The following is a 12,713-nucleotide window of genomic DNA, read 5'->3' as shown; positions in this document are numbered from 1 at the left end:
TTACCGGTCCACGTCGACCGTCTCGATGGCGATCTCCTCCTGGGGCTGGTCGTTGCGGTCGGTCGGCACATCGCCGATCTCCCTTACGACGTCCATCCCCTCGATCACCTGTCCGAACACGGAGTGGCGGTCGTCGAGGTGGGGCTGTGCATCGAGCGTGATGAAGAACTGGCTGCCGTTGGTGTCGGGGCCGGAGTTGGCCATCGAGAGGATGCCGGGACCGTCGTGGCGGAGGTCGGGGTGGAACTCGTCGTCGAACTGGTAGCCCGGGCCGCCCCGGCCGGTGCCGGTGGGGTCCCCGCCCTGGATCATGAACCCCTCGATGATGCGGTGGAAGACCACGTCCTCGTAGAGGGGCTCGGTCCGGGTCTCGCCCGTCTCGGGGTCGGTCCACTCCTGCTCGCCCGTGGCGAGGCCGAGGAAGTTCTCGACGGTCCGGGGGGCGCGTTCGGCGAACAGCTCGACCGTGACGTCGCCGTGGGTGGTTCGGAGCGTCGCCGTGGGGTTCTCGGGGTTCTCGACGTCTCTGCTCATAGTTACAGCAAGCGAGGACCGCGCAAAAGGGTGGCGGTACGGCCTACTCCCCGGTGTCGGTCCCCGCACCGCTGCCGCCGGCGACCGCCGGTCCATCCTCGAAGGAGAGGGGGACGGGGCCGGCGGGAGCGCGCCCGAACCGGGCCTTCCGGGCCGCCAGCGTCACCACCGGCCCGCCGTTCTCGTCGACGTAGGTCTCGAGTTCGAGGACCGTGTCGGCGACCGCGAGGGTGAGGTCACGCTGGAGCGCACGGGGGTTCATCCGCAGGCAGTGGAGGAGGGCGACGCTCTCGGTCGTTCTGACCGCGCGGACGAGCGTGTCGAGGAACGCCCGGTAGCGCTCGCGACCCTCGCGTTCGAGTTCGGTGACGGGGTCGAGGACGACCACCGACCGGGGGTCGAGCCCCGAGAAGCTGCCCGCGGGGTCGTCGAGCAGGCTCGATCCGGTCGCCTCGCGGACGTCTATACTGCCCGTGTCGACCGTCCGGTCGGCGTGGGCGCGTACCTCGGCGGCCCCGCGGAGCGTCGTCAGGTATCGGTTGGGGTTCGCTGCGGCCGGGGGGTAGAGCAGTTCCTCGCTCGGGGAGGCGGGATCGGCCGAGAGCGCGACGACCGATCCCGGGCGGAGGGGCGCGCCGAGCCGGTCGTCGAGTCCCGCGACGCCGAACGGGAGGGGGTCCTCGCCCCCGCCTTCACCCCCGTCGTCGCCAGGACCGTCGGGACCGCCGGGACCGTCCGCGCGCTCGCCGGCCATCAGAACGCCCTGAGCGAGTCGAGGACGTCGGCGGCGCTCCCGTCCTCGATGGCCGCGCGGGCCATCCCGAGCCCCTCGTCCAGGTCCTCGCAGTCCTCGCGGGCGTAGATCCGGAACGCGGCGTTCAGCGCCACCGCGTCGGCGAACTGATCGACGTCGTCCCGGGCGGACTCGTCCGTCCGCCCGGACCCGTGCTCCCCCGTCAGGACCGCCTCGGTGATCTCGGCGGACTCGCCGGCGACGTCCTCGACACCGAGGCTCTCGGAGTCGAAGTCCATCCCGTACTCCGGTGTGCGGATGTCGAACGCCTCGACCTCCTCGTCGCCCGCGTCCGCAGGACCGTCGTCCTGCGGGGCCCGCGAACCTCGTTCGCGGCGGTTCCAGACGGCGACCTTCGTGTCGCCCGGCCGGATGTCGTCGTACCCCTCCATCCCCTGGAACATGATGACGCGGTCGACGACGGCCGTCTCGCTCTCCCGGAAGGTACTGATGATCCGCTTGGCGTAGGGCAGGTGGTAGAACGAGCCGAGGTGGACGCTCGCCTCCGCTGGGTTGGCGAGCGTCTCGATGGTGTTGACGAACGTCCGGACGCCCATCCGGTCGCGCCGGTCGTGCAGTCTGTGGACCGCGGGGTTGAACTCGGGCTGGTAGTAGAACCCGAACCCGGTCTCGTCGACCATCTCCGCGGACTCGGCGGGGACGATCTCGGTCCTGATACCGAGTTCGTCGAGGACGTGCTTGTAGGCGTCCTGCTTCTGGGTGGGGACGCGGTCGCCCGAGTGGGTCACGACGGGCGTGCCGGCGGCGGCCGCGACGACGCCCGCGGCGACCCCCAGGATGGCGGTCCGACCCTTGCCGTCGTAGTTGGCCCCGCAGTCGACCGGGTCCGCATCGGGAACGCCCGTCTCGACGGACTCGGCCATCACGTCGACGTAGGCCGCGAGTTCCTCGGGCGTGTTGCGCTTCCAGCGGTTCGCGAGCCAGAACGCCCCCAGCGTGGTGTGGTCGGGCTCGCCGTCGACGATGCGCCGCATCGCCTCGGTCGCCTGCCCGCGGGTCATGTCGTCCGCCGACTTGTGACCGGAGCCGACCACCTCGGTCATCAGCCGCTTGAGCGGCCAGTCCCCGTATCGTTCGGTCGCTTTCGCCATACACCGACCTCGGGCCGCCGCGACCAAAAAGCCGTTCAATCGCGCCACACCCGCCGGAACGGGGAACGGTTCGTGGAGGCCTGCACCGCGAGCCCGCGGCGTCTCGACGGCGAACGCCGGAGCGTGCGCCGCCGAGGACCGAACCGCTCGGCGCGTGCCGGGCGGTCGGCGGTGAGGCCACCCGCCACGGCTTCTGCTTGCAGAGCCTTCATCAGGCGAGGGCACACAGATTCGACCATGGTATCAGAAGGCGACTCCGCACCGACGTTCACCGCGACGATCGCGAACGGCGACGTGGAAGCGTTCGACCTCGACGACCACCTCGGGGACGGCCCGGTCGTCCTGGCGTTCTTCCCCGGCGCGTTCACGCCGCCGTGCTCGAACGAGATGGTCGCCCTGCAGGACCACTACGACCAGTTCGTCGACGCGGGCGCGACGCTCCTCGGCGTCAGCGCCGACTCGGCGTTCTCGGGGAACGCCTTCCGCGAGGAGCACGGCCTGGAGTTCGACCTCGTGAGCGACATGGACCGGGACGCCATCGGGGCGTACGGCGTCGAGATCGACATCGAGGACCTGGGCCTGCTCGGGGTCGCGAACCGCTCGGTGTTCGTCCTCGACGGGGACGGGACGGTCACCTACGAGTGGATCGCGGACGATCCCACGAACGAACCGGACTACGAGGAGCTGCTCGAGGCGGTCCGCGCCGCGTCCTGATCCGACGGCCCGCACCCTCCGCACACTCCGGCTGCCGGGTACACGCCGCGCTCGATAGTTTCCCGTCGGTCGCACCGGCCGGCGGGCTGATCCCCCGACAGCCGGACGAGGACGGGGCTGTCGACGGAGAGGCGAGGACCTTCCATCGAGGGAACGCCGCCGTCGCTCGGGGATCACCTGACGACCCGGCGAACCGCGCCGGCGAACGAAAGCCATAGGCGGGGAGGCCCCCTAGTCCGGACGATGAGCCAGCAGGCGGACGCCGGTTCGGGGGCCGAGTCGGGTGACGACTGGCGGTCGGATCTCGACGAGGTGGACGCGGCGCTGATCGACGGGTTCCAGAGCGGGTTCCCCGTCGAGGAGCGGCCGTTCCGGGCGGTCGGCGAGGCGCTCGGAACGAGCGAGACAGAGGCGCTCGCCCGGGTCGAGCGCCTGCGCGAGCGGGGCGTCTTCCGCCGGTTCGGTGCCGTCCTCAACCCGCCCGTCATCGGGTCCTCGACGCTCGCGGCCGTCTCGGTACCGGAGGAGCGCTTCGAGGAGGTAGCAGGGGTGATCAACGGCTACCGGCAGGTGAACCACAACTACCGGCGCGAGCACGAGTGGAACATGTGGTTCGTCGTCACCGCCGGCACGCGCGCGAAGCGCGACGGTATCCTCCACGAGATCGAGGAGCGGACCGGCCTCCCCGTCCTGCGGCTCCCGATGCTCACCGACTACTACATCGACCTCGAGTTCCCGGTGGTCAACGAGGACCGATTTGCCAGGGAGTCCCTCGACGAGACCGAGGTGAACGCCACCCGGATCTCCGAGGAGGCCACCGCGGGGCTCTCGGATCTCGACCGGCGACTCCTGCTCGCCATCCAGAGCGGGTTCCCGCTCTCGGCGACCCCCTACCGGGACGTGGCCGAGACGATCGACGCCCCCGTCGGGGACGTCCTCGCAGCCGTCGAGCGCCTGCTCGCCGACGGATCGATAAAGCGCATCGGCTGTGTCGTCAACCACCTCGTCACGGGGTTCGACGCCAACTGCATGGTCGTCTGGGACGTCCCGGACGACGAACTCGACGTGCGGGGCGAGGCCGTCGGTCGGCTCCCGTACGTCACGCTCTGCTATCACCGCCCCCGTCGGCCGGAACTCGACTGGGAGTACAACCTGTTCACGATGGTCCACGGACGGGAGGCAGGTGCGGTAGACGGGAAGATCGACGAACTCGCCGAGGAGCACCTCCCCTTCGCACACGAGCGGCTCTACTCGACGGAGACGCTGAAGCAGACCGGCGCACAGTACGACGACCTCGTGAGCGGAAGCGAGTGACGGCCCCGCGGTCCGTCCCCACCGACCGTCCGTCGTCGTGGTACGCCACGGTCGGACGGCCGTAGTGTAGCGACGGAACCGCCTTCGGTCGCGGAGTGCGACCGGTCGATCGGTGCTGGTCTACCCGTCTCGCCCGCGAGTCGACGGATCACCCGCTCAGCGTGTGCATGAAGGACACGTTTGAGCTATCGGCACCTACTTTCACGGACTCGAGCTACACCCGGGCGTGCGTCGACGTGACGTCCTCAGAGTGACGATGGGCGTGGTCGGCTTCAGCGGCCTGAGCGGTTGCATAGGCGACGAATCGTCGAGCTCGAACGGCGGAACCGAGCCCAGGTCGACGCCCACGGAGACGGCAGCGTCGGCGACCGAGACGTCGGGGGCGACGGCGGCCTCACCGACGCCGACTCCGACCGAAACGCCGGTTCCGTTCCCCGAGACGTGCGGGCCACTGCCGGACATCGACGGGGTGCCGAGCCCACCCCCGGAGCTGACGGAGGAGACCGTCGAGGCGTTCGTCGGGGAGTTCGAACGCGTGTACGCCCTCGCGACCAACGAGGAGTACGGGGACGTCGAGTCGCTCCGGATCCACTCCGTCGAGACGGTGGGCGAGCGATACGTCGTCAGCCTCTCGGTCGACGCGGTTCCGGCGACGCCGACCGCCGACGCGGGGGGGACGACATCGACACCGCTTCCGCCCGATGCGTACACACACCGGGCGGTGTACCGGGTGACCGGGGAACGGATGGTCCGCGAACTGCGCAGTCACATCGACGACAGCCTCCTCTCCCGGACCTGCTGGACACTGGAGGGTGGGTAGGCTCGCTCCGCCGAAGACGCTCGTCCGGGCCGATTTCACGGGGGCAGTCGTCCTGCACCGATCGGTCCGCGGCCGACCGTGTGACCGATTCACCCCCGGCGCTACGCGACCCAGCCACCCGAGAGCCGGCGTAACCCCGTCCGAGATCCAGCGCGCGCATTTCGCACGCGCCCCCCGACAGCTACCGGAAACAGTGGGATCGAACGGACGAGCGGTTCGCCGATCCTGCGGTCCCGGTGGAGACCATCTCCGGGCAAGGGTGTCAGTAGCTGGGAGAGGTGGTGAGCGGGTCGGACTCGGGGATGGCGGGATTGGCGAGTAATGGCGGGACCGGCGAGTAGTGGCGGTTGGCGAGCCCGGGATCAGCGGTTCGCGGTGAGGACGAGGAACGGCCCGACGAACAGGAGCGCGAGCCCGAGGAACTGGAACTCGACTGGCTGGAGCGCGGACGGCCCCGTGGGGGTGAGGAGGAAGATGAGCCCGAAGACCAGCGTGTTGATACCGATGATCTTCTGTGATTTGAGCGGCAGGGCCGCGAGCGTCGTCAGGATGTAGAGGAAGAGGAGCGCCTGCCCCACGTTGTACTGGAGGAGGAAGCTGTCGACGACCTGCAGCGGTGGCGCGAACATCCTTGTCCCAACTCACGATACCGACCGCTTAAGATTTCCGTTACTCGCCGCCGCGCGGGACTACCGGTCGGGCTCGGCCCCGTCCTCGCCGTCCGGCCCCGTGATCTCGAGCGGCCGGAGGTAGAGGACGAACAACAGGAGCACCGTCCCGGCGTAGCCGACGGCCCAGACGTACGCCCCGAGACCGCCGTAGCCGGCCTGTGAGAGCGCGAAGTCGGCGAACCCCGACACCGCGACCCCGACGGCGAGGACGAGCAGGAACGTCAGCCAGCGCGGCGGGTCGAGGTCGATCCCCGCGGCCTGCAGGAGCGACATACCCGAACGTCGGTCCGGGAGGGGGTGAAACTGACGGTTCCGGGCGGTGGCGGTGCGTACCTCGAACGGGAGCTCACGGTGAGACCGGCCCGGGAGTAGCGCCGGGGTACCGAGCGCCGGACAGGGCTCGACACGGCCTGACACGGGGGCGACGCACTGATACGCCCGCCCGATCACCGGAGCGGCATGGACGAGGACCTCGGGTACCGCGAGGTGGACGACGACACGTTCGACCGGTACGTGCGGTACGCCTTCCGCCCGACCGACGGCCCCCCGGATACCTCGACCGAGGATTCGTCGGACGAGGGAAGCGACGGCGGTGACACGGACGACGCCGAGGTCGAGCGGGCCCAGCGCGGGCTCTATCGCCCCGATCTGGACGACCCGGTCGCGGTTGCGGGCTACCACGACTTCCGGACGCGGATCCGGGGATCCTACCACCGGCTCGGCGGCGTCACGGCCGTCGCCACGCCTCCCGAACACCGCCGTCGGGGGTACGTCCGCGAACTGCTCCGACGGATGCTCGGCGAGCTCGACGACGAGGGGATCCGGTTCTCGGCGCTGTGGCCGTTCAAACGGTCGTTCTATCGGCGTCTCGGCTGGGGGACCGGCTCGAAGTACCTCCGCGTCGAGGCCCCGCCGGGCGAACTCGGGGCCGCGGGAGCCGACCGGCGCGGCGAGTTCCGGTCCACGGAGGCAGGGGAGTGGGAGCGATTCGTCCCGGTCCACGAGGCCCACGACGCCGGTCGCGGGCTCCACGTCGACCGGACGGAGGCGTGGTGGCGCGAGCGGGTGTTCGAGGGCTGGGGGACCGACCCCTACGTCTACCGCTGGGAGGACGAGAACGGGGAGCCCCGGGCGTACCTCACCTACGTCGTCGAGGACGGCGACGACGGGCGCGAGCTACGCGTCCGGGAGGCGTCGTGGGCGGACCCGGTCGCCCGCCGACAGCTCTTTCGCTTCCTCGGCGATCACGACTCGCAGGTCGGGACGGTGCGGTTCGCCGCGCCGTTCGACCCCGAAGTCGTGATCCTCGAAACCGTCGACGACCCCTCGTCGGTGACGGTCGAGATCGAGGCGGGACACATGGTCCGACTGGTCGACGTCGCCGGGGGGCTCTCGGCGCTCTCGTACCCCCAGGAGGTGGACGACGAGCTCGTCGTGGGAGTCAGCGACCCGCTCGTCGACGCGAACGACCGGTCGTTCCGGCTGTCGGTCGGAGACGGGCGAGCGGAGTGCGCACCGGCGGAGCGCGACGCGGAGGTGTCGCTCGGCGTGGGTCGGCTCTCGCAACTGGCGGTCGGCTACCGGGACGCCTCCGCGATGGCGACGGCAGGGCATATCGACCACCCTGCCGGCGTGATCGAGCGGCTCGATGCGGTGTTCCCGGCCGAGCCCGTGTGGCTCCGGGAGGGGTTCTGAGCCGACAGTTCGGGGTCCGGCGTCCGTCGGGTCCCGGGGGAAACCGGACGGTCGCGGCGCTCGATAGTCGGGGATCCGCTCCCGGTCGACCGTCCGTCGGCGGGCTTCGATCTTCCGGGGGAGAAGGACGGAGCCCCGCGTCAGTCGGCCGTGGCGTCCTCGGCTTCCGGCAGTTCGGTCTTGAGAGACTCCAGTCGCTCGACGAGCGACCCGATACCGGCGTTCAGCTCCTCGACCCGTCCCCCGATGTCGTCGCCGGGGATCGCCCCCTGCTGGGTCGCCTCGATGAGCTCGTCGTTCTCGAGCATCCGGAGCGAGTACCGAACCTTGTGGTCAGGGATGCCGGTCTCCTTCGAGAGCCGGACGATACCGATGGGATGGTGCTCGATGACCGCCGCGAGGACCCGCAGGTCGCGGGACTCCTTCTCGAGCTGGTCCGACAGGCGCTGGATCATTGCTCGCGGCTTGACCCGCCAGGGCGAAAACACTACCGGAGCGGTCGCGAGCCCACGGTACGAGCGGTCCGGCCTATTCGCGGATCCGCCCCGGGCGGGGCTGGGCGAGGCGGTCACCCTTCCCTGAACGGGTTATACCGTCGTGAGACCTTTCGGAGGCAGTCACGAGCGAGAGCGCCGTTCGCTCGCGGCAAAGACGGCACAGCCGCGAAGCCGCGTGTTGGTGTGATTCCTACGACGGAGAGCACGAGTCGGCAGGAGCGTGTACGGAACCTACGGGAGCTCTACGCGTCGGTGGCGGCGGAGTCGACGTTCACCGAACACCAGGAGGTCGCCCGCGGCGCGGTCCTCGACGACCGCGACGTCGAGGCCGGCCTCCGCGAACTGGTCGCCGGGATGCGAGCGCGCTACGGGTTCCGAAGCGGGCTCGACGATGCGGCTCTCGCAGCTGTCGTCCGCGGGTTCTACGCCGGGTCGAGCGACGACGGGGTCGCCGAACGGCTCGGCGTCACGGCGAGGCAGGTCGCCCGCGCACGCCGCAACCTCCACCTGTTCCGCCCGGCGGACACGGACGCGCCGTTCGACCTCTCGGCCCTCCGGGGGGCGCTGTCGGGGGGTGTGACGGCGGCCGAGGCCGCGCGCGAACTCGGCGTCCCCGAGTCGACCGCGAGCCGGTACGCGGGCGTACTCCGCAGGCGGGCCGACGCCCGCCGGAGCGGCTACTACTACCCGGCCGAGTTCGAGTCGCTGCTGGGAATCGCCGACGGGCGTGACCTCGCCGCCGTCTCGCTCGTCGATCGACGGACGATGGCCGAGATCGTCGACTGAGCGCCGTCCGGCCCTGCGGACGGACGACCGAGAACCTACCGTCGACTCCCGGGCGGTGCGACCACGAGGGTCGCGAGCACGAGCGACCCGACCAGCCAGGCGAGCAGGCCGACGAGCGAGAGCAGCGGTGCGCCGGCGGCCGGCGCCTCGGCGAGTGCCACGTCGAGGACGCTCCCCAGCACCAGTCCCCGGTACGCCCCGGTCGGCGAGATCGCGAGGACGGCCGGGAGGGCGGCGGCCGGGAACGCCGCGCCGAGTCCGGCGACGATGGCGAGGTCGATACCGACGACCAGTGCGACGACGGCCCCGACGCCGAGCGCGGCGGCCGAGCGCGGGCCGCCGGCAGCCGCCGAGACGGCGACCGCGACGGCCAGCGCGACGAGTGCCAGCAGCGCCGTCAGGACGACGAACCGGACGTACAGGACGAACGAGTCCACGCCAGCGTGCGAGGCGATCACCGAGGTCCTCGCCCCGCCCGTCGCCGTGACGAGTCCCGCGACGAGGAACAGCGGCACGAGCACGGCGAACAGGAGGACGACCGCGCGGCCGACGTAGACCGCGAGGAGGTACTCCCGGCGACCGAGCGGGTAGGTCCGGATGACGTCGAGTTCGCCGCGCGTCCGGTCGCCGAGCACCGCCTCGTAACCGAAGGCGACCGCGAGCGCCGGGACCAGCACCTCGGTCGGTGTCAGCAGGTTCAGCACCGCCGGGACGTACCCCGTGGTGTCGGCGACCGAGGCGAGTCCGACCACGACGACGGCGTAGCCAACGGTGACCGCCAGCAGTGATCGGGTCCGGACGACCGTGGTCAGTTCGCGCTCGACGGTCGCGAGGAATCGGGAGAGGACCGCCCGCTGCTCGCGAGATCCGACGTCGGAGAGTCCCCCGACCCGGGGACGCGATCCGTCCGATCCGTCGCTCTCGCCGCTCACGATCCCCCACCCCCGCCGTCGTCGACGGCGTCGTGCGTCCCGACGGTGAGGTCGGCCGTCGGGTCCGCGACGTACTCGGCGAACAGCGCGTCGAGCGCCGAGTCGGTGTCCCCACGGAGCTCTCCGGGCGACCCCGAGACGACGATGTGGCCCTCGTCCAGCAGGAAGACCCGGTCGCTCCGCTCGACGCCGCGGTGATCGTGCGTGGCGAGGAGGACCGCGGCACCCTCCGATACGATCCCCTCGATCACGCCGAAGATGTGCTCGGTCATCCGCGGATCGAGATCGCTCGTCGGCTCGTCGAGCAGCAGGAGGGGCGGGTCGCCGAGCGTCGCCTGCGCGATGCCGAGCAACCGACGCATCCCGCCCGAGAGCGCCTCGGTCCGGCGGTCGGCGGCCCCGGCCATCCCGACCCGCTCGAGCGCCGCGTCCACGTCGACCTCCCCCGTGAGGAGGTCGGCGTAGAATTCGAGCGTCTCCCCGACCGTGAACCGGGGCCGAAACGCGGGGGACTGCGGGAGGTACCCGACGGCTCTCGGACCGCCCGCCGCCAACTCGACGGTGCCCCCGTGCGGGGAGAGCCCGGCGAGCGCCCGCAGGAGGGTCGACTTGCCCGAGCCGTTCGGACCGACGACGGAGCCGACGGTTCCGGAGGCGAGTGACAGCGAGACGTCCCGGAGGACGTCGAGGTCACCGAACGACCGCGAGACCCCCTCGACGCGCAGGACCGACCCCCGCTCGCCGGCCTCCGGTCCCGGTTCGGGGTCAGTCTCGCGGTGGGCTCGTTCGTCCTGTGTGTCCGCCCCCGACACCCCGGAGCCCCGGTCCGCGGTCACGCGCGCACCTCCGTCGCGTCGGTCGATCGGTTCAGCGCTGCGACGACCTCCGGGCGGACGGGTCGGGCAAGCGGTGCGGTGTCGAGCGCCCCCGTACCTCGCAGACCGGGAACGGCCTCGCCCAGCGCTCTGACGGCGGCGAGGCCTGGTGAGTGGGCGAGCGTCCGCGCTCCCCCGACTCGACCGACGAGCCGGTCGACCGCCCCGGTCGGGGCGTACTCCCGCTCTATGACGCCGTCACCGTCGCGGTCGAAGCCGGGCGCGTCGGCCCAGTAGTTCCCCCGGCCGTCGACGGTGAGCACCTGGAGGGGACCGAGCGCGGCCGTCACCGGCAGGTCGTTGTGGACGAAGTCGTTCGACACGACTCGGTTGGTCGGTAGTATCGAGGACGCCCGGAGCCCGACGTCGTTGTACGCGAGGACGTTCCGCTCGTACAGCGTCCGCCTGGAGGGGGTCTGCAGACCGTATCGGTTCTCGACGAGGACGTTCCCCGCGACGTACGATCGCCCGCCGGCGACGCTCATGCCCGCGTTGCTCGATCGCACGTCGTTGTCGACGAGTGCGTTCCCCTCGGGCCGGGTCATCACGACGAGCCCGATACCCGCGTCCCGAACCGTGTTGTTCGCCAGCAGCGCGTCGGAGGTGTACATCAGGTGGACACCGAAACGGTTCCCCCGCATCCGGTTGTCCCGGACGACGATGCCGTCCGAGAGGTGGGTGTAGACGCCGTCCCGCCCCTCGACGAACGTCGAGTCCTGGACGACGGGGCGGGCGCGCATCGACATCACGCCCATGAACCCGTCCATCCACTCCTCCTCGCCGACGACGGTCACGCCCTCGACGACCGTCCCGTTCGTGTCGCGCAGGAGGACCCCGTTCGAGGGCGTCCGCGTCCAGACACCGTCGACGAGGGTGCCGCTCACGCCCACGACGTCGACGGCGGCGTCGCCGAAGCCGTACCCCATCTGGACGGCGTAGTCCCAGTCGGTGTCGTTGCCCCGCCGGACGTCCGGCGAGGTCCGGTTGCCGACGCCCGTGATCCGGAGGTCGACGACGGCGACGTTCGAGGCTCGAACCCGGACCACGCTGCCGTTCCCGCTACCCCGGAGGTGGGTGGCGTTGCCCACCCCCCGGATGGTCAGGGGTTTCTCTACCGTGAGCTCGGGAACGTCGTAGGTGCCCGCCGGGATCCGGACGGTGGTGTTCGGCGGCGCGCTGGCGACGGCCGCCGCCACGGTAGGTGCGTCCTCGCCCACGACGATCGAGACGGGCCGGTCGAGGAGCGTTCGGGTCGCCGCCACCTGCTGGTCGGCCCACACGGTCCGTTCGCGGACGGCCTCGCGCATGCCATCCCGGGTCGCCGCACCCGTCCCGAACGACGTCTCGCGGACATCGCTCCACTCGCGCACCTCGCCGCCGTACGCCTCGACGAACGACGTGGCGGCGGCTCGCGAGGAGAACGGGACGACAACCGGACCGGCGGGAGTGCGCGCCTCGCTCCCGACGACGTAGACCGCCTCGCTCGCTGGAACCCACCCGGTGTGTTGGCCGAGGGAATCAGGGAGCGTGAGGTACCCCTCCGGGGAGAGCGAGACGCCGCTATCGGCGAAGTCGGTGACGAACACCGCGAGCGGGCGACCGAAGGTCACCTCGTGTCCGTCGCTCTCGAGGTGGTCGACGAGCGTCTCGACGCCGTAGTAGCCGACGACGTACCGGTATCCCGAGTAGAACGCCTCGGCCTTCGGGACGGCGAACGATCCCGATCCGCCGTCGGCCCGGACCGTCACCGCACCGGTCATGCCGAGTTCGATGGTGTCCTCGAACGGAACCGGTTCGTACTGCCGGCCGCCGGCCACGTCGACCGCGAACGCGGAACTTCCCAGCAGGAGGACGGCGACCAGGACGGCGAGGGCTGGACGGGGGTCCATCGACTGTCGGTGGCACTCGAACGGCAAGAGGTAACCGGACTGCGACCGTTCTTGGGCAGTGAGAACGGGCGCGGTGCTCAA

The 12,713-nt window shown here is 70.9% G+C and carries 14 protein-coding genes; 5 read left to right on the top strand and 9 right to left on the bottom strand.

The window, feature by feature from the left end; translation table 11 throughout:
- From WDJ58_RS08130 to WDJ58_RS08120, 3 genes are read right to left on the bottom strand one after another with little or no spacing between them, the layout of a single operon-like run.
- Positions 1 to 534, bottom strand: a complete 534-nt coding sequence (locus tag WDJ58_RS08130) for a peptidylprolyl isomerase (protein WP_338917168.1) — start codon at positions 532 to 534, stop codon at positions 1 to 3.
- A 43-nt stretch (positions 535 to 577) separates the two neighbouring features.
- Positions 578 to 1,288: an RAD55 family ATPase gene (locus WDJ58_RS08125; RefSeq protein ID WP_338917167.1), complete on the bottom strand. Its 711-nt coding sequence runs from the start codon at positions 1,286 to 1,288 to the stop codon at positions 578 to 580.
- Positions 1,288 to 2,439 (bottom strand): anthranilate phosphoribosyltransferase, encoded by a 1,152-nt coding sequence (locus WDJ58_RS08120; protein ID WP_338917166.1) that lies wholly within the window; start codon positions 2,437 to 2,439, stop codon positions 1,288 to 1,290. The genes WDJ58_RS08125 and WDJ58_RS08120 overlap by 1 nt, the downstream gene beginning before the upstream one ends.
- Positions 2,440 to 2,676: 237 nt before the next feature.
- Here WDJ58_RS08120 and WDJ58_RS08115 point away from each other — a divergent pair, with 237 nt between their 5' ends.
- The 3 genes from WDJ58_RS08115 to WDJ58_RS08105 all read left to right on the top strand — a co-directional run bounded on the left by WDJ58_RS08115 (position 2,677) and on the right by WDJ58_RS08105 (position 5,287).
- Positions 2,677 to 3,153, top strand: coding sequence for a redoxin domain-containing protein (locus tag WDJ58_RS08115; protein ID WP_338917165.1), 477 nt, complete (start codon positions 2,677 to 2,679; stop codon positions 3,151 to 3,153).
- A gap of 243 nt (positions 3,154 to 3,396) precedes the next feature.
- A complete protein-coding gene (locus WDJ58_RS08110) occupies positions 3,397 to 4,467 on the top strand; it encodes an Lrp/AsnC family transcriptional regulator (protein WP_338917164.1) in 1,071 nt (356 codons plus the stop codon).
- A 226-nt stretch (positions 4,468 to 4,693) separates the two neighbouring features.
- Positions 4,694 to 5,287 carry a hypothetical protein gene (locus WDJ58_RS08105; RefSeq protein ID WP_338917163.1) on the top strand — a complete coding sequence of 198 codons (594 nt, stop codon included), beginning with the start codon at positions 4,694 to 4,696 and terminating at the stop codon, positions 5,285 to 5,287.
- 362 nt (positions 5,288 to 5,649) lie between these two features.
- On the opposite strand, the gene WDJ58_RS08100 is transcribed toward WDJ58_RS08105, so the two are convergent.
- Positions 5,650 to 5,916 carry a hypothetical protein gene (locus WDJ58_RS08100; RefSeq protein WP_338917162.1) on the bottom strand — a complete coding sequence of 89 codons (267 nt, stop codon included), beginning with the start codon at positions 5,914 to 5,916 and terminating at the stop codon, positions 5,650 to 5,652.
- Between the two features lie 60 nt (positions 5,917 to 5,976).
- Entirely contained in the window at positions 5,977 to 6,231 is a 255-nt protein-coding gene (locus WDJ58_RS08095; protein ID WP_338917161.1) for a hypothetical protein, read from the bottom strand.
- Positions 6,232 to 6,417: 186 nt separating this feature from the next.
- Here WDJ58_RS08095 and WDJ58_RS08090 point away from each other — a divergent pair, with 186 nt between their 5' ends.
- Positions 6,418 to 7,653 (top strand): GNAT family N-acetyltransferase, encoded by a 1,236-nt coding sequence (locus WDJ58_RS08090; protein WP_338917160.1) that lies wholly within the window; start codon positions 6,418 to 6,420, stop codon positions 7,651 to 7,653.
- Positions 7,654 to 7,793: 140 nt separating this feature from the next.
- Here the strand turns inward: WDJ58_RS08090 and WDJ58_RS08085 are convergent, their stop codons facing one another.
- Positions 7,794 to 8,108 (bottom strand): hypothetical protein, encoded by a 315-nt coding sequence (locus tag WDJ58_RS08085; RefSeq protein ID WP_338917159.1) that lies wholly within the window; start codon positions 8,106 to 8,108, stop codon positions 7,794 to 7,796.
- A gap of 225 nt (positions 8,109 to 8,333) precedes the next feature.
- On the opposite strand from WDJ58_RS08085, the gene WDJ58_RS08080 reads away from it, so the two are divergent.
- Complete coding sequence (locus tag WDJ58_RS08080) at positions 8,334 to 8,936, top strand: conditioned medium-induced protein 4 (protein WP_338917158.1); 603 nt, start codon at positions 8,334 to 8,336, stop codon at positions 8,934 to 8,936.
- Between the two features lie 35 nt (positions 8,937 to 8,971).
- Here the strand turns inward: WDJ58_RS08080 and WDJ58_RS08075 are convergent, their stop codons facing one another.
- Genes WDJ58_RS08075 through WDJ58_RS08065 form a run of 3 tightly spaced genes read right to left on the bottom strand, consistent with a single transcriptional unit; the run spans position 8,972 to position 12,632 of the window.
- Positions 8,972 to 9,868 carry an ABC transporter permease gene (locus WDJ58_RS08075; protein ID WP_338917157.1) on the bottom strand — a complete coding sequence of 299 codons (897 nt, stop codon included), beginning with the start codon at positions 9,866 to 9,868 and terminating at the stop codon, positions 8,972 to 8,974.
- Positions 9,865 to 10,704, bottom strand: a complete 840-nt coding sequence (locus WDJ58_RS08070; RefSeq protein ID WP_338917156.1) for an ABC transporter ATP-binding protein — start codon at positions 10,702 to 10,704, stop codon at positions 9,865 to 9,867. Before WDJ58_RS08070 ends, WDJ58_RS08075 begins: the two co-directional genes overlap by 4 nt.
- Positions 10,701 to 12,632, bottom strand: coding sequence for a NosD domain-containing protein (locus WDJ58_RS08065; protein WP_338917155.1), 1,932 nt, complete (start codon positions 12,630 to 12,632; stop codon positions 10,701 to 10,703). Before WDJ58_RS08065 ends, WDJ58_RS08070 begins: the two co-directional genes overlap by 4 nt.
- Between the last annotated feature and the right edge of the window lie 81 nt (positions 12,633 to 12,713).

This window comes from Salinirubellus litoreus, from assembly GCF_037335815.1.
GTDB classification, from domain to species: Archaea; Halobacteriota; Halobacteria; order Halobacteriales; family Haloarculaceae; genus Salinirubellus; species Salinirubellus litoreus.
The sequence above is the reverse complement of the archived record's forward strand: the minus strand, read 5'-3'. Positions and strand labels throughout refer to the sequence as shown.